Genomic DNA, 18,792 nt, shown 5'->3' on the forward strand with positions numbered 1-18,792 from the left:
TGACTTGAGAAGGCTAACGCGTCGGGCACGCGGGTGGCGCCCCAGGCTCCTACAAGGCGGGCGACATGCGTGGGCCAGCGATGTGGAATGATGGAGGGTCGCTCGAACGAACCCCAAGGAGTCACCATGAGCAAGCGCGGTCGCAAGCGCAAGACGCGCGCCAAGTCCGGCGCCAACCACGGCAAGCGTCCCAACGCTTAATTCGTGCAGGGTCATAGGGCCCTGAGACAACAAGGCCCGCGTCCGTTGACGCGGGCTTTGTTCGTGGGCGTGCGCTCCCTTGCGCCGCCGCGAGACTCCTGCTAAACGCTCTCTTCCCGAGCCATCCTGAGGGTGCTCAGCACGCGTTCGCGCAGTTGGTGGGGTGCCTTCTCGCCGTGGGCTTGCGACACCAGCAACCGGATCTTCTCGTTGATGCGGAGTTCGGCCTCGCACGGCGGGCATTCCTTGAGGTGCGCGCCAATGCGCAACAACTCCTCATCAGTCAACTCGCCGTCGATGAACTCGAACAACCGATCCACGGCCTCTTGGCATTGCCGCTTAGTCACGTGTCACCTCCCCAACCGACGCACCGTACGCGCTCCATTGCGCTGCGGACATCCTCTGAATTGCCTTCACCACTAGGACCCCGCCCTGTGGTCATAGATGCCGTGCTCTGCCGCGTACTCGCGCAGCTTCTCGCGCAGCAGCCGACGCCCGCGGTGCAGGCGAGACATCACGGTTCCCACTGGGGTGTCCATGATCTCGGCGATCTCTTTGTAGGCGAAGCCTTCGACGTCGCTCAAGTACACGGCCATGCGGAAGTCTTCGGACAGTTCGGCGAGCGCGTTGCGCACCTGGTCGTCTCCGATGCTGTCGAGCGCGGTCTGCTCGGCCGATGCGAGCCCGGAGGACTGGTGGGTGGCGGCGGAGGCCAACTGCCAATCCTCGACGTTGTCTGCATCGGTGCGCTTCGGTTCGCGCTGCTTCTTGCGATACGTGTTGATGAAGGCGTTGGTCTGGATGCGGTACAGCCACGCCTTGAGGTTGGTGCCGGGGGTGAACTTGTCTTGAGCGGCGAAGGCCTTGGCGTAGGTTTCCTGCACCAGATCCTCAGCGTCGGCGCCGTTGCGCGTCATTCTGAGCGCGGCGGCATACAACTGGTCCATGAAGGCCAGTGCATCGGTTTCGAAGTCGAATTCTTCGGTGTTGGTGGTCATCGCCGCTGAGCCTACCGGTCGACGGTGATGGGCAGGGAATGCTCGCCGGTTCAGGCCCGTGGCCCGGCGCCGCGTCGACCTTTCCGCCAGCATCGTCATGCCTCACAGAACACCTGATGACGCGTCCCCATTCCCCACCGTGTGCGATTGCGCGGGCATGGGTAGTCTGGGAGGCATGATGCGTTCACTAGCCCGTCCACTGTTGGCCTCTTGGTTTATCTATGGAGGCATTCGCGATGCCCTCGAACCTCAAGAACGTGCGGTCGCGGCCGAACCCGTCGTGGGGCCGCTCCTCAAAGAAGCCGGCGTCGAGGTTCCCGTCGAGACCCTGGTGAGGGTCCACAGCGCCGCCACCGCCGCGACGGCCGCCGTCCTGGCGTTGTCAAGAACCCCCCGCACCGCAGGCGTGGCACTGACCGGACTTGCGGCCGTCACGGTCGCCACCGGCGCGCCGTTCTGGCGCCTGCCAGAGGGAGACGAGAGGGACGCGGCCCTCGACCAGTTCATGAAGAACGTCTCCTTGCTCGGCGGGGCCATGCTCGCCGCCACCGCCGGACACAGCGCGGGGCACATGAAGCGCAAGAAGGCGAGCAAGGCCAAGGCGAAGGCAAAGGCGGAGAAGGCTAAGGCCGAGGCGGCCAAGGCCGGACGCAAGCGCAAGTGACGGTTCCGCTCCGCCAGGGCACCGGTCCCGGCGAGGTGTGGGATGCCCCGGCGCATGCGGTGCGGCACGGCGACACGGCGCTGGACGCGACCGTGGAGGTCCCCGGTTCCAAGTCGCTGACCAATCGCTTTCTGGTGCTCGCGGCCCTCGCCGATGCCCCGGTGACGATGCGCGGCGGTCTGGTGTCGCGCGATTCGGCTCTGATGATCGAGGCGCTGCGTGCGCTGGGCGTGTCCGTGGACGTGGGCGCCGACGCGTGGACCATCACCCCAGCACCGATGCACGGGGGCGTGCACATCGACTGCGGGCTCGCTGGGACGGTCATGAGGTTTGTGCCCCCTCTCGCCTTGTTGGCTGGCCTCGCTGGCGACATCAGGCCCATCACCTTTGACGGGGATCCCGGCGCGCGCGTGCGGCCCATGTTGGCGCTCATCGATGCGCTGCGCGGCTTGGGCGCCGTCGTGGACGACGACGGGCAGGGCACCTTGCCCTTCTCCGTCACCCCGCCCACCACCGTCCCGGACGCGGTGGACGTGGACGCCTCGGCGTCGTCCCAGTTTGTGACGGCGTTGCTGCTGGTCGCCCCCAGGCTTCCCGGCGGCCTCACCGTGCGCCACGTGGGCGAGGTGTTGCCGAGCCTTCCGCACATCGACATGACGTGCGAGACGCTGCGCTCCGCTGGCGTGCGCGTGGACCAGCCTGACGAGCGCACCTGGGTGGTTCACCCAGGCGCGCTGAGACTGGGCGACGTGCGGGTGGAGCCGGACCTCTCCAATGCGGGGCCCTTCATGGCCGCGGCGCTGGCCGCTGGCGGCACGGTGCGCATCCCTGGCTGGCCCGCCGTCACCACGCAGCCGGGCGCGCTGTACCCGGAGCTCTTGGAACGCATGGGAGCCACCTGCGAGCTCGAGGGCGACGTGATGACCGTGACGGGCACCGGCGAGGTGCGTGGCATCGAGGCCGACCTCTCCCCCGCCGGCGAGATCACGCCCACCATCGCTGCGCTGTGCGCTCTCGCCACGGGTCCGTCGGTGCTCACGGGCATCGGGCACCTGCGTGGCCACGAGACGGACAGGCTTGCCGCCATCGCCACGGAGGTGGCGCGCATGGGCGGCACGTGCGAGGCGGGTGCCGATGCGCTTGAGTTCGCCGGTGCCCCCACGCCCGACGCTCCTGGCGGGGGCCTCTCAGGCGCCGACCTGGAGACGTATCACGACCACCGCATGGCGACCTTCGCTGCCATCGTGGGGCTGGTGGTGCCTGGCACGCGCGTCATCAACGTGGGAACCACGGCCAAGACCATGCCCGACTTCCCGCGCCTGTGGGCGCGGATGCTCAGCGACTCCTAGCCAGCCTTTGCCCACCGTCGGCGCCGCTACACCTCGACCCGCACGCCCTCCTCGAAGGACCGGATGATGGCCGTCGCCAACTCGAGCGCGCGTCGTCCCTCCCTGGCGTGCACAGGCGGCTGCTCGCCTGCCCGGAAGGCCGCGACCACTGCGTCGAAGTGCCTGTCAAACGTGTACTCGAACGTGCGGGCCTCGTCGTTGAAGTAGCCGGGCTCCCACACCTGCCGCGTCTCGTCGCCGGCCGTCGACACCGTGAGCCGCTTGACGGTGTCCTCGATGATGAGCCTGCCGGCGGTGCCGTTGACCTCCACCACGTGGGCGTCTGGGTAGGCGTAGGACGAGTCGTAGGACCCGACCAGGGAGCCCACCGCGCCGGAGGCGAACTGCAGCGCCACCGCGAGCGTCGTGTACACGCCGGGGCGCGTCATGTCGGTCATCTGCGCGGCGACGGAACTGATGGGGCCGCACAACTGCTCGAGCATGTCGAGGCCGTGCACCTGGGTCTCGATGAGGTTGGCGTGGGGGCTGGTGCCAAAGTTCGGCTCGCCGCCAAAGCGCCACGTGGCGAACACGACGTCTCCCAACTCGCCAGCGTCGATCGCCGCCTTGGCGCGCTTGACCGGTTCCGCGTAGCGGTGGTTGAGGTTGATCGCGAAGAACAGGCTCTGCTTCTCGGCCTCGGCGAGCAGCGCGTCGGCCTCGTCAAGGTCGAAGACGAGGGGCTTCTCTACCAGCAGCGGGATGCCGCGTTGGAGGAGGTGCAGCGTCGGCTCGTAGTGCGCCTCGTTGGGCAGGCAGACGGTGACCAGGTCTGGCCGTGCCTCATCCAGCATCGTGTCCAGGTCGGTGAACGGCGTCGTGTCGAAGTCCGCCGCGCGAGCGGCCGTGCGGTCCGGGTCACGCCCCACGATGCCCACCAGTTCGGTGTCGCGACGCCGCGACACGATTCGGGCGTGCTGGGCGCCCCAGCCTCCGGCCCCCACCACGGCGATCCTGAGAACCTCGTTCGTCGTCACGTCGTTCATCGTCGAATCCTCCGTTGCACTCGCTCGGACCATCTCCACACTAGCCGCCGGGGATCGCTAGTCTCTGAGCATGACGGAATCACCGGCGGGCGCGTGACTGACTGGAGCCACTACGACGAATCGGACGCCAAAGTGCGCCCCTCGCGTAGTTCGCGCCCCCGGTCCAAGCTTCGGCCCGCCCATGACGACGCCGTGGACGGCTTTGTGGTGGTGGTGGACCGCGGCCGTTACACCGTGCGCACCGATGCTGGCCCGATCGTCATGGCCGTTAAGGCGCGCGAACTGGGCCGCCGCGGGCTGGTGGTGGGCGACCGCATCGGGTTGGTGGGGGACGCCTCGGGCACGCCCGACACCTTGGCCCGCATTGTGCGTCGCTACGAGCGCGTCAACTCCTTGCGCCGCACAGCCGACGACACGGACACCGCCGAGCGCGTGGTGGTCGCGAACGCGGACCAGCTCGCCATCATCGCGGCCGTCGCCGACCCGGAGCCCAATCCGCGCATCATCGACCGCTGCCTGGTGGCCGCCTTCGACGCTGGGATGGGCGCGCTGCTGGTGCTGACCAAGGCGGATCTCACCACGGCCGACGCGATGCGGGCTTTGTACGAGCCGTTGGGTGTCACTGTGGTCGAGACGTCCGTGATGCGCGAGGGCGGGCCGGAGGCTGACCCCGGCTTCCGGTTGCTGCGCGCGGCCCTGGTCGACTCCAAGACGGTGTTTGTGGGGCCGTCTGGGGTGGGCAAGTCGACGCTGGTGAACGCGTTGGCGCCCGCCGCTGACCGCGCCGTGGGGCGGGTCAACGACGTGACGGGGCGAGGGCGGCACACGTCTACTTCGTCCCTGATGCTTGAGGTTCCCAGCGGGGGGTGGATCATCGACACCCCTGGTATTCGATCTTTTGGGCTTGCCCACGTGGACCCAGAACACATGATGAGCGCCTTCCCCGACGTGGCCGACTACGAGGCGGAGCACTGCCCGCGTGGCTGCACCCACCTGAGCGCCGCCGACGGTTGCGCGCTGGACGAGTGGGTGGGCGACAACCCCGACAGGGCCGTGAAGCTGGACTCGATCAGGCGGCTGCTGGTCTCGCGGGCGTCGGGCGATTCGTACTAGCGCTGTGTGCCCCGGGACTCGGCCGCGGCCGCACCCCCGGAGTCACGCGGCGTTTGGGGCAGAGTTCTCCCGAGTGGTCAGTTCAGGCGGCTTCGCGGGCAGAGTTCTCCCGTGTGTCCGTGGTGGAGACGGAGTTCTCGCGAGGGGGTTTGGCGGGCGCGTCGTCGCGCCCGTTGCCTGCGCCGTCGCTGGGTCCTGTTCCACTGTTGCCGAGGGTGACTGTGGCGAGTCCGCCGAGTCGTGGCGTCTGGGTGGGGTCGATGTGGGGTGGTGGGATGAACCAGACTCGGTCACCCTTGATTTTGATGCCCCAGTGTTGTCGGTGGACGTCGTGGTGACATCTGGTGCACAACATGACGCCGTTGTTCAGGTCTGATCTCCCGCCGTGTTCCCACCACACGATGTGGTGGGCTTCGCAGTGTTCTGGTGGTGCGTGACACTTCGCACAACCCCCGTCCCGTTCCAACAACGCCAGGCGTTGGGCCTTCGTGAACATGCGGACGTTGCGTCCTTGGTCGAGGACCTCACTGGGCCCACCGAGGACGTGGGGTATCACTTCTGCGTCACCTGCGAGGCGGCGTAGTTCACTCACGGAAACGGGCTTTGATGTGCCGTCGATGCTGCCCAGCCCCACGCCACTGTTCAGGTCTGACAGGTTCATGCGCACCACAATGGTGGTGCGCACCCCCGAGCTGGTGGTTTCCTTGCAGCCCAACGCATGGCGGGCCAAGTCATGCAGGGCGTCTGCACGCATCTGAGCGGGCGTGCGGTGATCCTGCTCTTGAGGGTCGCGGTCACGTCGGGCTCGGAGCTGGTGGGTGACCAACTGTTCCAACACTGTGCGAATCGGTGCCGCCGTGACCGCGTCCAAGCGACCGTTCAGGGTCACCATCCCTGTGTGGTCTTCGGTCCAGGACAGATACCTCTCAGCGTGTTGATGCTTCTCACGTTCCGTGTGACCGGCCAGATCGGCCTTCGCGACCTCCCGGGCAACTAACTGTCGCACCTCCTTCACCGTGAGGCGCACCGCCTTGGCTACGAGGCGTTGCTCCAGTGCATGCAGTTGTTCACCGGGAACACGGTCTGTGAGTTGTTCAAGTCCCGCAGTGATGATCGCGGCCACATCCGTGGACAAGTCGCCCGCTATCGAGGCCGCAGTGATGGCCGGGTAACGGGGCGCCGGTGGCGTTAGCGCCTGATCACCTTCGGAGGGATCGGGCGGAGTGGAATCGGGCGGAGTGGAATCGGACTCGGAAAGCAGCGTGGGTTCGGCAATGAACGCCCTGCCCGCTTCGATGGACCTCCACGCACCAGCTTGGGAGCCACCCGTGACGGACGCGACCATCGCCCCGGCGTTGCCAAAACCCTGCCGCCGCGCGAGCCCACCGCCGGGCAGCTCTGGGGTCGAGCGTCGTGCGGCATCACCAGCGAAACGTGCCCGCAGGGCGTCGGTCAACCTGCCCAACCTGGCCACGGCGTCGTACGCCCCCAGGAAGTCTTCCTCGGACAAACCCGCCACGTCCACACGCGCGACAGCACCGACGAGGCTACTGGCCTGGTCGATCTGTGCCACGTCTAACGACGCACCCTGGTTTGTCATGAAACCAGTCAACCACCACCCCCTGACATGCGCTTACCAGGCACGATGACCTGTGGACAGCCCTACCAAACCCCGCCTGGGCACGACGCCGCGCCCCACGCCCAACCGCACACCCCGCCGTCGACGTCGCCCTCGACGAACACCGCTGCGGCAAGGTTGGTGGGCGCCCGGGGGTTCCTGGCCCGGTCCCGTGCGCGGACGCCGTGTTGGATTCTCATCGCTCCGCGCGACAAGGGCCTCGATCAGTCGCCGGGCGATTGTTGACCGCTCGTCGCCGAATGGTCGCCGCCTATGAACTCAACCCACATGCCCTTTGCGGTCCCATGGCCACAAGGCCCAGCAAAGAACGCCTCCCAGTCGGCGATCCCAAACCTTTGCGACGGGATCAGGACGATCTCTCCCTCCGGCACGCTCACTACGACAAAGTTGTGATCGTCAACGAACCACTCGCCAGAGGCGGTCACTCGTTCAAGTCTCGCCGGGTCGCAATCGCCTGCGGGCGCGATTTCTACGTCCGCGACCGTAGCCGTTCCGTTGGGGTCCAACGAGATTCGGGCACCAGTGCGCTTCAGGTCAATCCAGTCGCCGAAGAGTTCTGGTGCGCCGGTGCCAGTGCCAGCGCCCGAAGAACTCGCGCACGATGCCAGCAACGGCAAGGCGCACGCCAAACCGACCCAGGCGAGTCGGGCACGCACCTGGATACTGCGCGGTTGTGTGGACGCCATTGACGCTCCTTCCGGCGGACCCAATACGAGACCATCATGAACCCATCGGTCGCCCTCACGGCCCAAGCTCGCGAGTCACCGATACCCTCGGCAGCCCCGCACGCCCCCGCAACGAGCCCGGAGTGGCGGATCACCGCAGGCTGCCTATAGGCCTGTCGGATCTCCCCACGCAACCGCTACCCACGCGGTGAGTTCAACGCCAGCGTAGTCGCTGAGCGAGAGTTCACCTTTGGCGTTGTGCCGTTCGAGCAAAGATGCGATCACCTCTGGTGTTGCCTCCACGTACGCCAGCACCTTCAGCCGAGAGGTGGACTCACGGTCCAACGTAAACTCGGCTGAGCACGTCCGCAGGGCGTACTCAAGTTGCAACGAGTTGGTGCCACAGGACTGGTCGACGAGAACGGCGGTGGGGTACGCGGCGACGACAGCGGACTCCAACTCCTCCATCAGCGCGGACGTGCCGCCGATCGCGTCAACGGGGGCGTACTTGGCACAAGATGCAGCAAGCACCCCCGGCTCGTTCTCTATGCCGATCCATACCGGAGTCTCGGAGCAGTCCACGCTTGTACCACTCCATGGACCGTTCAAGGCCGCGAGTTCCGGCTCAACGTAGTCGCCACCGCCTGCACTGCAAGCCGACAAACCGACGAGGAGGACTCCAAGCCACATTGCGACGGGACTTTTCCGCCTAGACATGCTTCCCAACCCTCTCCAGTCTTTCGCGGGTCCCTGTAGTCGCGGGGAGCCGACCCCAAAGCCGTCGTGTTGTTGGTCCGGTCCCCCGCATCAATGAACAACGACACTTCCAACGACGACGCAGGCAACAAGGCCGCCTGGCGTACCCCGTCGCACATCTTCGCTAGTTGAGGTCCGCACCGTCCAGGGTCACGGCAACACATCGACCGGTCATGCTCGAGTCGTCTGACCAGAGAAGTAACGCGAAGGTCCACGAGTCTGACGAGGGGTCCCTCTCGAAATGAAGTTCTGTGAGCTCCACGTACTCCCATGGACCGGGGATCGAGTTCACGAAGTGGAAATCGGTCACGCCACTCAGGTTCAGCTCATGGCGAGTCGACACGGCTCCGCGGGTCACGTGCACGAAGATGGCAAGACTCTGCGTGCAGACATCAAAAGCGATGCGGTCTAGAGTGCTCCCCCACAACGGATCGGTGAGCATTAACCAACCTCCTGGATCTTCCGGATAGTCTCGAGGATGTCGTCCAGAGACGAAGGGCCAATATCAACGTGCGTGAGCGCAGGATCCGTCGCCACCTGGCACGGCATCAATCGCAACCACCCACACGAGCGCAGGCCCCCCAAGGAACAACAGGGCGACTTCTGAACCCCGTCGGATCGCCCGCGAGAGCGGTTCCCGCCGGGGTAGACGCTTCAATCGCATGATCAATCACCCCCCCAAGGTCAGCGGTGGTCCTGGTCAAGGGTAGTCCACGTCCACCGCCACGACGGAGAGCTTCGCCGACGCCAAGGCGCCACCATCGACGACGGTAGCGTGCGTCATCGCTGACGATGCGGTGCTCGGGTCTTGGCCGCTTGCCTCCACATGAGCGCGACGGGACGTCTTACCCCGATTCGCACCCATGGTGGCATCAACGCGAACTACTCGACGGGACGCCGAAGGCTCCATCGCATCGTTACTGTGCTCATCAGAAGGTCATCAATCACGTCGTGAGTTCGAGCCAAGAGTCGGCCAACTCCCGATACTCATCCGGATCCAACGCCCCCTCGCCCAACGCGAGTTCCAGGCGAGAACCGTTCTCGGGCTCGCGCAAGTCGAGCGGAACAAAGCTTGCGATCACAAATCGAGGCGTGCCGTCAAGAGCATCGCCGAAGAATGTGCATGACAGGCGGGAGTCGAGCGTTATTCCGCACACAGCGTCGTCAACGGATATATCGGCCAATTCTACTCGGCTCAGTATCCACTCCTGTGATTGATTCATCTCGACATCCGGATAGGCGACTGCGCAAGTAGTGAATGACGTGAATTCTACGGAGTTGGAAAGCAGCTCTCCGCATGCGGCGGGTGACACTTCGAACACCTTGGGATCCAGCACAAGATCCTCGATGCTTGGCTTGGTCGGTTTGTCCGTTGAACTGCACGCCGCAACGGCAACCAAGAGAGATACCAGGGCCATTCGAGACAAGAGTGCCGACGTGGGGCGCTTGTTTCGCTGTGTGTTCGTCCGACATCCACTCATGTCAAGCTGCCCTTCCCTCGAACTTTCGTTGCCTTGTCCATTGCCAGATCGAACAACTTGCTTGACCCGAAGACTAGTAATCCCTCCGACGTTAGCGCATCGAGCCGGTAACTCTCGTGGACCCAGAGTTCCCATTGTGTGGAAATCTCTGGTTCCATAAGCATATCGAGGCTCCCATTGAGTTCGAGAAAGTCATCCGAGCCTGCGTACGCCCCAAAGCCCGCATCGTATACCCGCAGTATGAAGTCCACCTCGGCCAATTCCGGGACAGTTTGCACATTGCTGCGAATCTGGGTCGAGGGATAGCGAACCGAACCATCGCTTGCCACAGCAGGTTCCCCAAGCAAGTCAGCCAGCAGAAGCTCACGGTGGTAGAGATACCTATCCACGTAACTGTTCCAGACCTGAAGCCATGGGCGATCAGGGTCGGTCGCCACCTTGTGTACCGATGGAGGCTTCAAGCCGAGATCGTCAGCAGTCGGCGCGCTCTCGATGATCTGCTGCGCCCCGTCGTCAGAGTCACGGGATTCCGACGCGCCCGGGAGAACCCTCGTGGGACGCTTCGGCACCGCCGGCTTTTGCCTCCCTGTGCCGGGGTTGAGGTCCTTGTGCGTGTTCCAGAACTTGTCCTCGTTGTTGACCGCGCTGCCCCTCGTACGGTCCGTCGCAGTGATCCGCAACCCACTCGCGTCCGTGTAGGTCACGGGGTTGTTCTCCGCGTACCGGTACGCGTCCAACGTGCGCGGGTCGCCCGGGTCCATCAACGGGTCCGGGCTGGCCAGCGGGAATGCTCCCGCCTCTGTGTCCAGACCTAGGGCAGACCGCCCCCGACGCCCCGAAGTAGCGGCGAGAACTTGCTGTCTATGTGATCCAGTACCTCCAGTATCGCCTGTCTTTCGGCCTCTTCTTCGGTCCGACGAGCTTCGACCGCAAGCATCCATGCTCCTCGCATTGCGGCGGCTTTGCACCGTCCAGCAAGTTCGGGATCGTCTTCCGATGCGCCCGTGAGGATGAAGCGAAGTACTTCCAGAATCCAGACTCTTAGGTGCCCAGGGGGCTGGTCGGCAAGTGCCGCCATCATCACGTCAACGGTCGGTTCGGCAGCGCCGTACAACGTGTTCTGGGCGAAGGCAGACCCTTCGAGCCCCCACCAGAGTTCCGCCGCCTGCTCGGACGTCCCCGCCTCAAGAAACGTCGCGATTGCATTCTTCAGGTCCGTGCCGCTACCTTGCATCACTTCTGTCGCAGTCCAATCGATTGCATCGAGGACCATTCGAGAGAAACTCATGATGCCCCCCATGGGCCATCGTCGGCGGGAACACCTGGCGGGAACAGAGACTGCGGGAGCTGCGCCTGGCATCGTGGACAGATGGGAATATTCTGCCAGACGGGCGCACTCGTGGGGCCTCTCCAGCCCCAAACCTCACTCATTTGGGCACCTGGTACGGCGCGTTGGGCGGCGATCTCCGCGTGAACCCCCGGAGACGATGAATGTGTGACTACATTCCCCGACTTATCCCTGGTGTTGACCCATGCCGCAGGCCCACGGTTCGGGCTTCCGTTCGGAAGGTGCTGTGGCTCCGGGTTCGGGACACGCTCGACCGACGTGGTGGCGGCGCGACTCTTTCCGAGGGAGTAGGAACCGCCCGCGACTCCTGCGACTGCGATTGTTGCGGTGATCGCATCACTGTGGTCGCCATACCAGGCTAGAGAGCGGTTGAACCAGCCGTCGCGTTCACGCAGGTCCCGGATGGCCCTTTGCTTGAGCAGACCGACACAGTAGTCGTTGACTTGGCCAAAGCCCGCGTGCACATCCGAGCCACAGTCAACGGTGGACGTGACGAGCGTCGTACCGGTTGACGCCTCGTGATCGAAACTGAAGGTGTCGTCGTAGGACACCACGCCCGTACTCACGAACAAGGGGCCTGACGCCGGATCCCATCGACTCGCGGACCCATCACCTGGGCCGGTGTTGCCGCCGTAGCGTCCGCTCCTCACCTTCGCCCGTGAGTTCACCACCTTGGTGCTGCCGGTGTGGTAGTCCACCCCCGCGTTGGACTCCCTGCCCATGCAGTCCATCTCGGCGCGCCCGCCCGACGTCGTACACATCGACCTGAGCCCACTCGCGTCCGTGTAGGCCACGGGGTTGTTCTCCGCGTACCGGTACGCGTCCAACGTGCGCGGGTCTCCCGGATCCATCAACGGATCCGGGCTGAGGAACCTGGACAACACCGGGTCGTAGTAGCGGGCATTCAGATACGTGAGCCCCGTGTCGGTGTCTTCCACCTGACCCAACCAGCCACGGTCAATGTCGAGGTCCTCAGTGCCACGGCGTGCCCCATACGGGGTATGCGCCGTGCGCTGGATGCTTTCCGTGACCGATGCGGCCCCAAACCCTGTCGCCGACGCCGGGTCCACGTTCAACCCCATCACGACTTGGGCGCTTCCTTGCACGTCACCGAACAGCAACGCCCAGTCAGGCTCACCCCCATTGGTGACCGTCACCGTCGCCACCGTCGCACCACCAAACGTGACAAACCTCGTGCCCGTCACCCCACCAGGCACGGCCGCATCGGCATCGTCGACCTGCACATCCCCCACATACACACTCGCCGCCACCGGTGACGCCTCCGTGGTCAACTCACTGACCTGCACCTGCGCCACCCGTTGACCCGACGCGTCATACACATACACCCGCGCCCCACCAACCGTGGCTGGCCCGTCCGGCACACTCACGCTGAGTCCCACGACCGCCCCGACCGCTGCATGCGGACGTGGCTGCAGATGCTCGGGCGTCTGGAGCCCCACTCGCGACGTCAGCGGGGCGAGGCGTCGCACTCCGCGGACTGCACCAGCAGGTCCCTTTCCCTGTCGATGTCTACGTCGACGACGGTCTCAAAGCCCGCGCCTTCGAAGAGCCACGCCGAGCCAAGTTCGGGAAGATCTCCCTCGTAGAGCCTTGCGCTTGCGTACGTCCTCGACGTAGACACGTAGAACTCACCTACCCCTGCGAGGTCCTCCACCGGAAGCGCGTAACCGGTTGAGAAGTCAGAAAGGGGCACTGAGTCCGTCAGCGCGCCGGAGTTCACCGCCTGCGGAGACAGTGTGAACTCGACTACCCCCGGATTCGCACCAGCAAATCGTCCTTCGTGATCGATGATGGACACGTCCGAGTCGTCAACAAGGTCCTGGTCCGCACCAACACCAATGTTGATCTCGTCACCTGGACACGCTGGTACGAAGCCTGTCAACTCGTCTGCTCCGGTGCGAACCATGAGCACACGGACAGCGTCGACGTCATACGATTGAGGGTCGAACTGATCGACGAGTCCAGAACAGCCGACGGTTCCGATTGATGCGCTGGCACAGAGAATCCACAAACTCGGGTGATGCACGCGCCTAGCGTAACCACGCTTCATTCGGTCGCTGTGGCTCGCGATACCACCCCCGTCACATGGGGTTGCCATCTGGATCCTTCACGTTGTAGAGAGTTGGCTGCGGAGCTTCCACGCAATGCTCACCCCACTCAGCACACGCTAGTTGGTTCTGGTAGCCGGTGCTGGCCACATTCTCGAGAGCCCAGCCACCAAGAGCCTGGGCAGTGAGCGCAGATGGGCACAGGCTCAACAAACTGCCTGCACACACCGCCCTGACACCTTGATCGGTCGCGAGATCCCAACCCGCACCTTCGCCACCGACTCCGAGGCCGAGGTCACCGAGCGCGGCTTCCTCAGGTGCCGGTCCTAGTCCGGAATCGCCGCGGCAACAACTACCCTGGCCCCATGGCCTACGCCGATGACCTTGCCCTCGCCCTCAGCATCGCCGACGAGGTGGACGCCCTCACCATCGCTGGCTCCCAAGGCGACTTCGCCGTGGAGCTCAAGCCGGACGACACCCCCGTCACCGCGATCGACCGCGCCGCCGAGCAACTGGTCCGTGACCGCCTCGCCACAGCAAGGCCAGGCGACACCATCGTCGGCGAGGAATTTGGCGTCACGGCAGGGACGGACAAGAACTCCGCAGGCGGCCGACGCTGGGTGGTCGACCCGATCGACGGCACCAAGAATTTTGTGCGCGGCGTGCCTGCCTGGGCCACGCTCATCGGCCTCCTGGACGGGGACGACGCCGTGGTGGGCGTGGTCAGCGCCCCCGCCCTAGGCAGGCGGTGGTATGCGTCGCGCGGCGACGGAGCGTGGGGGGTCACGCGCCTCAATGGCTTTCCCACGGCGCCGCAGCGCCTTGCCGTCTCTTCCGTCACCGCCCTCGCCGACGCGTCGGTGTCCTTCAGTTCGCTCTCCGGCTGGGAGGCACGCGGCCTCCTCGAACCGTTCCTGGAGTTGACGCGCACGGCCAGGCGCACGCGCGCCTTCGGCGACTTCTGGAGCTACATGATGGTGGCGGAAGGCCTGGTAGACGTGGCCTGCGAACCGGAGTTGGCGCTGCACGACATGGTGGCCCTGGTGCCCATCGTCACCGAGGCCGGCGGGAGCTTCACCTCCCTTGCGGGCGTTCCTGGCCCCTTCGGGGCGGACGCCCTCGCCAGCAACGGCTCCCTTCACCACGCCGTCGTCGCGCTACTCGGCCAGAACTAGGACAAACTTCATACGGCGTGCCCCTCACTTGGGGGGCAGCGATGCCGATAGGACGGGCGTATCCCACTCGTAGGGAGGTCCGAGCACTCCAATGGCGCACATCGTGCTGATAGTTGCCTACGCGGCCTCCGCTGTGAGCGTCGTGTCGCTGGGCATCGCGATTGTGCGCCGTGGCCGCCTCACGCCTGCCAGCATGGCGCTGCTCGCTCTCATCCTTTCCATCCTTGCTTGGACCGCTCTGGCGGTGTGGGGCGTGATCGTCCAGCCAGAGGACCTCCAGAGAATGCTGGCGTGGACGATGCCGGCGGCCGCGTCCGTCGTCGCGTCTGTGCGGGTATTGGTGTGGGCCTTGAGCGACGCGTCGTGGCGGCCCAGCGTGCGCGCCATCGTCACCATGAGCGGACACCCCATGGCGACCGTGCTCGCCGCCACGATCCCCGAACTGCGCGCACTCGTGGCAATCGACAACGGCGACGGCCTTCAGTACGGGCCGGTGTTCTGGGTACACGTCGCCGTGAGCTACCTCCTGCTCATGAGCGCCTTGCTGGAGATGGTCCACGCCAGGGCCCACATCCCGCTGCTCGCGCGGGGGCGCCTGGCCATGCTGATTGTCGCCTGGGTGGTCCCGTTCATCATCAACCTAGGCAAGGTCGTGTTCATCGATCCTGGCGGCCCCGACATCACGCCGCTGGGCTTCGCGTTCACCGCGGCGGCGCTGTACGTCGCGGTGGTGCGCGGCGGCTTCGCCGACCTTGCGCCCATCGCCAGGCACGAGGTATTCGAGCAACTCGTCGATGCCGTGTTTGTCATCGACTCCCGCGGCAACGTGGTGGACACGAACGCGAAGGCTCGAGCCCTCGCCGGTCTCGACGAACACGTTGTCAATGCACCATCCCTGCCATTCCACGAGGTGTTCCCTGCGCTTTCTCGGGTGGCGGGCACTCCCGGCGAACACGACGTGGTCGTGCGGGGCACACCGTTGGTTCTGGACATCGCCACCAACGACCTCACGGACCCGGGCGGGAGGTACCTGGGGCGCACCGTCCGCGCCAGAGACGTCACGCAATCCACGATGCAGCGCCGTGAACTCGCGCGCATCCACAATCAACTTGCGCGCGAGGCAAGCGCGAATGAGGAGCTGAGGGCCGAGCTCGCCAACCAGGCGCTGCGCGATGAGGGAACCGGGCTCCACAACCGCAGATTCGTCATGGAACGCCTGCCGGAACTGGTCGAAGAATGCGAGAAGCACTCCACTCCGCTCAGCATCGCAATGGTGGACCTCGACCACTTCAAGGCCGTCAACGATACGTGGGGGCACTCCGTGGGCGACCGCGTGCTCGCCGCAGTGGCGAAGGCCATGGAGGCCGCCACGCCCCCTGGCCTGATCGCGCGATTCGGCGGCGAGGAGTTCATCGCCTTGTTGCCGGGACTCACGGCGGCGGAGGCCGCCGCGCGCGCCGACGCCATACGGGCTGCGTGTGCAGCCGTCGAGGTGCGCACGCGCGAGGGCGTCATCACTCTCACCGCGAGCGCGGGCGTCGCCTCGTGCGCGCCAGGCAACATCGACGCCTCCAAACTCATTGACGCGGCCGATGCAGCCTTGTACCGCGCCAAGGCCGCGGACCGCGACCGAACGTGGGTCGCCGAGAGCGCCTAGCGGAGGCTCAGTCCCCCAGCACCTCGGCGAGGTCATACCAGAGCAGGGTGCGGTCGGCGAGCCTCTCTGCAGCGTCGTCGTCGCCAGCCGCAGCGGCCTTGGCGTCGCTCGCCGCATCTTCCTCGTCCACGAATACGCACGCGATCGCGGCGGGATCAAGACGGCCAGCCACCAGCACCGCCGCAGGGTGCGTCACCGCGTCAGGGACGGCATCGGCTCTGGAGACGTCGGCGGCAATGACGGCGCGCAAACGCGACCCTCCGTCGAGCGCCGAGGCCATCGCGGCGGCGTCGATCGCGAACTCGACCAACTCGTCTTCGTCAAGTGCGGCTATGGCCTCTCGCAACAAGTCCGTCACGGCGAAGGCGCGTTGGGGCTCCCACTGGCCGGACGTCTGGAGTGCAAGTTCGTCCACCGTGGCGGGGATGTAGACCCTCATGTTCCCAGTGTGACCCTGCGCGACCAAGACTGCTTGGCGGCGCGCCCGTCACACCCTGCTGGGCGCCGGCACCGTGGCCAGACGAGCGGCCGACGCGACCGCCTGGATGCCCTTGCGGGCCGAGGATCGCGGCGCGCGTTCCCCGAGCGCCTGGCCAGCCAACGTCGCGGCGTCGCACGCACGCGGATCCCACCCGACGGTCCACACGTTCTCCACGGCGCTGTACCGGCGCAAGGCGTCGGCGACGGCCTCGCGCGGTCGCTGGCCGGCCACCGCCGCGCGCACCCGGTTGACCACGACGAGCCGCGGGGTGGTCTCGACGGGCACCACCGCGTCGAGTTCAGCGAGCGAGTGCACAAGTCTCTGAATGCCCAGCGGCTCCGCGCTGCCCACGGCGACCACCACGTCGGCCGCCGCGAGCGCGGACAGTGTCGCGCCGTTGCGTTGGGGAGCGTGGGTGTCGTATTGGAGTTCCTCGTCGCGCTCCAGGGAGAAGCCGCAGTCCACCACGGTGACGGCGGCCTGCGTGCGGAGCAACTCCCACACGGGCTCGAGCGCGGCAGTCGAGAGTTCCGTCCACCTCTCCGCGCGCGTCACCCCTGACAGGACCCGCAGCCCCTGGGAGGCATGCAACGCGTGCCGACGCACGGTGTCTGCGCTAAGGGTTCCCTGCAACGACGCACGGGCGAGGGCGGCGATGCCTGGCGCCTCATCCAGCAGCCCCAAGGCCTGCGCCACGGCGCCCCCGTACGTGTCCACGTCCACCAGCACAGTCGGCTCCGCCAACGCTAGGTCGTAGGCCATGGACACCGCGAGCGTGGTGCGGCCCGGCGCCCCTGTGGGGCCCCACACTGCGATGATGATGCCCCGTTCCAGCGCGTCCACGTCGGGAGCCTCCGGAGGGGCCTCAGCAACAGCGGGCTTGTTCGTCGCAGCGCCGACCGACGTCAGCAACGCGCCAGCATCGTCGTCTGCGGCGAGCAGGTGAGCGATGCCGAGCCCGCGCAAGTGATCCGCGCCATCAGGGCTCGACGGCACGCCCACCACGGCCACGCCCGCCGCCGCGAAGTCGGCCACCACTCCCCGGTGCAGGTGCGCCTGCTCCGACACCAACACCACGGAGCCGACGCCAGCGCGGGCCGCCGCCAGCGCCTCCGAGAGGTCGGCGCAACGACGCGCCACCGTCAGGCCCGGGGCCGCTCCCACCGCGGCCGCCACGGTGCTCTCGCGCGAGCCGCGGACCGCGATCAGCACCCCCACCGTCACGCGGCACCACCCGCGAGGCCCACCACGGAGATCTCTCCGCGGGACGCCAGAGCGTCAAGGAACTCCTCGATGTCGCGCCGTGGAACCACCACGTACACCGTCTCGACCGACCCTGCAGAGAACGACCCGGACTCATGGTCAACCGACTCCACTACCAGGCCGGACGCGACCAGCGTGGTCTGTGGCTCGTCGGAATCGGTCCGAGTCAGGTAGACGTCGACGAGCGAACCGCGCTCCACACCGTCGGCAAGGGGCAGGCTGGTGCGCACCGCGATGGGCCTGCCGGTGAAGTCGCCCTGGTCGGCAAGCGCCGCGCGCGGCAACAGCTCGCCGTCGCCCACCACCCGCGTCACGACCTGGCCCCACGGCTCCTCGCCAGGCTCCACGTACGTGCCGTCGGGGATCCGCACCTGGACCACCGTCACGTCGTCCCTTGCCAGCACTGTTCCCGGCGTCAACGCGTTCTTGGCGGCGTAGTAGGGCATGGTCGTGTCGGACGATCGCACGATGCCGGTCACCGCCGTCACGGAAATTGCGATCAACAGCAGTCCTACCAGCAGGCGCGGATCGCGCCATCCAGGCCGTCTCAGCCGACCGGCTACAGGTGTGTCACTCATGCGAGACCCCCCTCTCAAGGTGGGATTCATCTTGCCGGACGTGCGCGCCGCGCGCCACCGCGCTGTGGAAAACCGGGGCGGGCGCTCCGCGGGTGCCACAATGGGGGCATGACTTCCCGGTTCCTGACACTCGCCGACGTTCAAGAGGTGCTCAACATCTCCTCGCCTCAGGCGTACTCCCTGGTGAGGTCAGGCGAACTGCCCGCGATCCAGGTGGGCGGGCGCGGCCAATGGCGCGTCGAGTCGGTGGAACTGGAGAACTACATTGCCCGCCAGTACCAGGCCACGCGGGCCAAGGTAGAGGCCAGCGGCGCTGAGGGTTAGCCCCCC

At 66.1% G+C, this 18,792-nt stretch carries 21 protein-coding genes; 6 read left to right on the forward strand and 15 right to left on the reverse strand.

What is annotated here, in order from left to right; genetic code table 11:
- Positions 1-302 precede the first annotated feature (302 nt).
- Both rsrA and QZZ33_RS00665 read right to left on the reverse strand, forming a co-directional pair.
- Positions 303-548, reverse strand: coding sequence for a mycothiol system anti-sigma-R factor (gene rsrA, locus QZZ33_RS00660; RefSeq protein WP_291377539.1), 246 nt, complete (start codon positions 546-548; stop codon positions 303-305).
- 72 nt (positions 549-620) lie between these two features.
- Complete coding sequence (locus QZZ33_RS00665; protein WP_291377540.1) at positions 621-1,199, reverse strand: sigma-70 family RNA polymerase sigma factor; 579 nt, start codon at positions 1,197-1,199, stop codon at positions 621-623.
- A gap of 175 nt (positions 1,200-1,374) precedes the next feature.
- On the opposite strand from QZZ33_RS00665, the gene QZZ33_RS00670 reads away from it, so the two are divergent.
- Both QZZ33_RS00670 and aroA read left to right on the forward strand, forming a co-directional pair.
- A complete protein-coding gene (locus QZZ33_RS00670) occupies positions 1,375-1,863 on the forward strand; it encodes a hypothetical protein (RefSeq protein WP_291377541.1) in 489 nt (162 codons plus the stop codon).
- The gene (gene aroA, locus QZZ33_RS00675) at positions 1,860-3,212 is read left to right on the forward strand and encodes a 3-phosphoshikimate 1-carboxyvinyltransferase (RefSeq protein ID WP_366475305.1); all 1,353 of its coding nucleotides are present in this window, start codon (positions 1,860-1,862) and stop codon (positions 3,210-3,212) included. Before QZZ33_RS00670 ends, aroA begins: the two co-directional genes overlap by 4 nt.
- A 26-nt stretch (positions 3,213-3,238) precedes the next feature.
- On the opposite strand, the gene QZZ33_RS00680 is transcribed toward aroA, so the two are convergent.
- Positions 3,239-4,237 carry a Gfo/Idh/MocA family oxidoreductase gene (locus QZZ33_RS00680; protein WP_291377542.1) on the reverse strand — a complete coding sequence of 333 codons (999 nt, stop codon included), beginning with the start codon at positions 4,235-4,237 and terminating at the stop codon, positions 3,239-3,241.
- A gap of 93 nt (positions 4,238-4,330) precedes the next feature.
- Here QZZ33_RS00680 and rsgA point away from each other — a divergent pair, with 93 nt between their 5' ends.
- A complete protein-coding gene (gene rsgA / locus QZZ33_RS00685) occupies positions 4,331-5,350 on the forward strand; it encodes a ribosome small subunit-dependent GTPase A (RefSeq protein ID WP_291377543.1) in 1,020 nt (339 codons plus the stop codon).
- Between the two features lie 82 nt (positions 5,351-5,432).
- Here rsgA and QZZ33_RS00690 read toward each other — a convergent pair whose 3' ends face one another.
- From QZZ33_RS00690 to QZZ33_RS00730, 9 genes are all read right to left on the reverse strand, one after another.
- A complete protein-coding gene (locus QZZ33_RS00690; protein WP_291377544.1) occupies positions 5,433-6,950 on the reverse strand; it encodes an HNH endonuclease signature motif containing protein in 1,518 nt (505 codons plus the stop codon).
- 242 nt (positions 6,951-7,192) lie between these two features.
- Positions 7,193-7,675 carry a hypothetical protein gene (locus tag QZZ33_RS00695; RefSeq protein WP_291377545.1) on the reverse strand — a complete coding sequence of 161 codons (483 nt, stop codon included), beginning with the start codon at positions 7,673-7,675 and terminating at the stop codon, positions 7,193-7,195.
- Positions 7,676-7,819: 144 nt separating this feature from the next.
- A complete protein-coding gene (locus tag QZZ33_RS00700; RefSeq protein WP_291377546.1) occupies positions 7,820-8,236 on the reverse strand; it encodes a hypothetical protein in 417 nt (138 codons plus the stop codon).
- Between the two features lie 298 nt (positions 8,237-8,534).
- Complete coding sequence (locus QZZ33_RS00705) at positions 8,535-8,720, reverse strand: hypothetical protein (RefSeq protein ID WP_291377547.1); 186 nt, start codon at positions 8,718-8,720, stop codon at positions 8,535-8,537.
- Between the two features lie 634 nt (positions 8,721-9,354).
- On the reverse strand, positions 9,355-9,828 hold the full coding sequence (locus QZZ33_RS00710) for a hypothetical protein (protein ID WP_291377548.1): 474 nt from the start codon (positions 9,826-9,828) through the stop codon (positions 9,355-9,357).
- 59 nt (positions 9,829-9,887) lie between these two features.
- On the reverse strand, positions 9,888-10,652 hold the full coding sequence (locus QZZ33_RS00715) for a hypothetical protein (protein ID WP_291377549.1): 765 nt from the start codon (positions 10,650-10,652) through the stop codon (positions 9,888-9,890).
- 50 nt (positions 10,653-10,702) lie between these two features.
- Positions 10,703-11,179, reverse strand: coding sequence for a hypothetical protein (locus tag QZZ33_RS00720; protein ID WP_291377550.1), 477 nt, complete (start codon positions 11,177-11,179; stop codon positions 10,703-10,705).
- Complete coding sequence (locus QZZ33_RS00725; protein ID WP_291377551.1) at positions 11,176-12,627, reverse strand: RHS repeat-associated core domain-containing protein; 1,452 nt, start codon at positions 12,625-12,627, stop codon at positions 11,176-11,178. The genes QZZ33_RS00720 and QZZ33_RS00725 overlap by 4 nt, the downstream gene beginning before the upstream one ends.
- 80 nt (positions 12,628-12,707) lie before the next feature.
- Entirely contained in the window at positions 12,708-13,166 is a 459-nt protein-coding gene (locus QZZ33_RS00730) for a hypothetical protein (protein WP_291377552.1), read from the reverse strand.
- Positions 13,167-13,673: 507 nt separating this feature from the next.
- Here QZZ33_RS00730 and QZZ33_RS00735 point away from each other — a divergent pair.
- Together QZZ33_RS00735 and QZZ33_RS00740 are read left to right on the forward strand one after the other, a co-directional pair.
- Positions 13,674-14,483, forward strand: coding sequence for an inositol monophosphatase family protein (locus QZZ33_RS00735; RefSeq protein ID WP_291377553.1), 810 nt, complete (start codon positions 13,674-13,676; stop codon positions 14,481-14,483).
- A 103-nt stretch (positions 14,484-14,586) separates the two neighbouring features.
- Positions 14,587-16,140 carry a diguanylate cyclase gene (locus QZZ33_RS00740; RefSeq protein ID WP_291377554.1) on the forward strand — a complete coding sequence of 518 codons (1,554 nt, stop codon included), beginning with the start codon at positions 14,587-14,589 and terminating at the stop codon, positions 16,138-16,140.
- A 7-nt stretch (positions 16,141-16,147) separates the two neighbouring features.
- Here QZZ33_RS00740 and QZZ33_RS00745 read toward each other — a convergent pair whose 3' ends face one another.
- Genes QZZ33_RS00745 through QZZ33_RS00755 form a run of 3 tightly spaced genes read right to left on the reverse strand, consistent with a single transcriptional unit; the run spans position 16,148 to position 18,462 of the window.
- The gene (locus QZZ33_RS00745; RefSeq protein WP_291377555.1) at positions 16,148-16,579 is read right to left on the reverse strand and encodes a hypothetical protein; all 432 of its coding nucleotides are present in this window, start codon (positions 16,577-16,579) and stop codon (positions 16,148-16,150) included.
- Positions 16,580-16,627: 48 nt separating this feature from the next.
- On the reverse strand, positions 16,628-17,845 hold the full coding sequence (locus QZZ33_RS00750) for a hypothetical protein (protein ID WP_291377556.1): 1,218 nt from the start codon (positions 17,843-17,845) through the stop codon (positions 16,628-16,630).
- On the reverse strand, positions 17,842-18,462 hold the full coding sequence (locus QZZ33_RS00755) for an SAF domain-containing protein (RefSeq protein ID WP_291377557.1): 621 nt from the start codon (positions 18,460-18,462) through the stop codon (positions 17,842-17,844). The genes QZZ33_RS00750 and QZZ33_RS00755 overlap by 4 nt, the downstream gene beginning before the upstream one ends.
- A gap of 108 nt (positions 18,463-18,570) precedes the next feature.
- Between QZZ33_RS00755 and QZZ33_RS00760 the strand changes: the two genes are divergently transcribed.
- On the forward strand, positions 18,571-18,786 hold the full coding sequence (locus QZZ33_RS00760; RefSeq protein ID WP_291377558.1) for a helix-turn-helix domain-containing protein: 216 nt from the start codon (positions 18,571-18,573) through the stop codon (positions 18,784-18,786).
- Positions 18,787-18,792: the final 6 nt, after the last annotated feature.

The sequence above is a fragment of the Demequina sp. genome (assembly GCF_016278775.1).
Classification (GTDB): Bacteria; Actinomycetota; Actinomycetes; order Actinomycetales; family Demequinaceae; genus Demequina.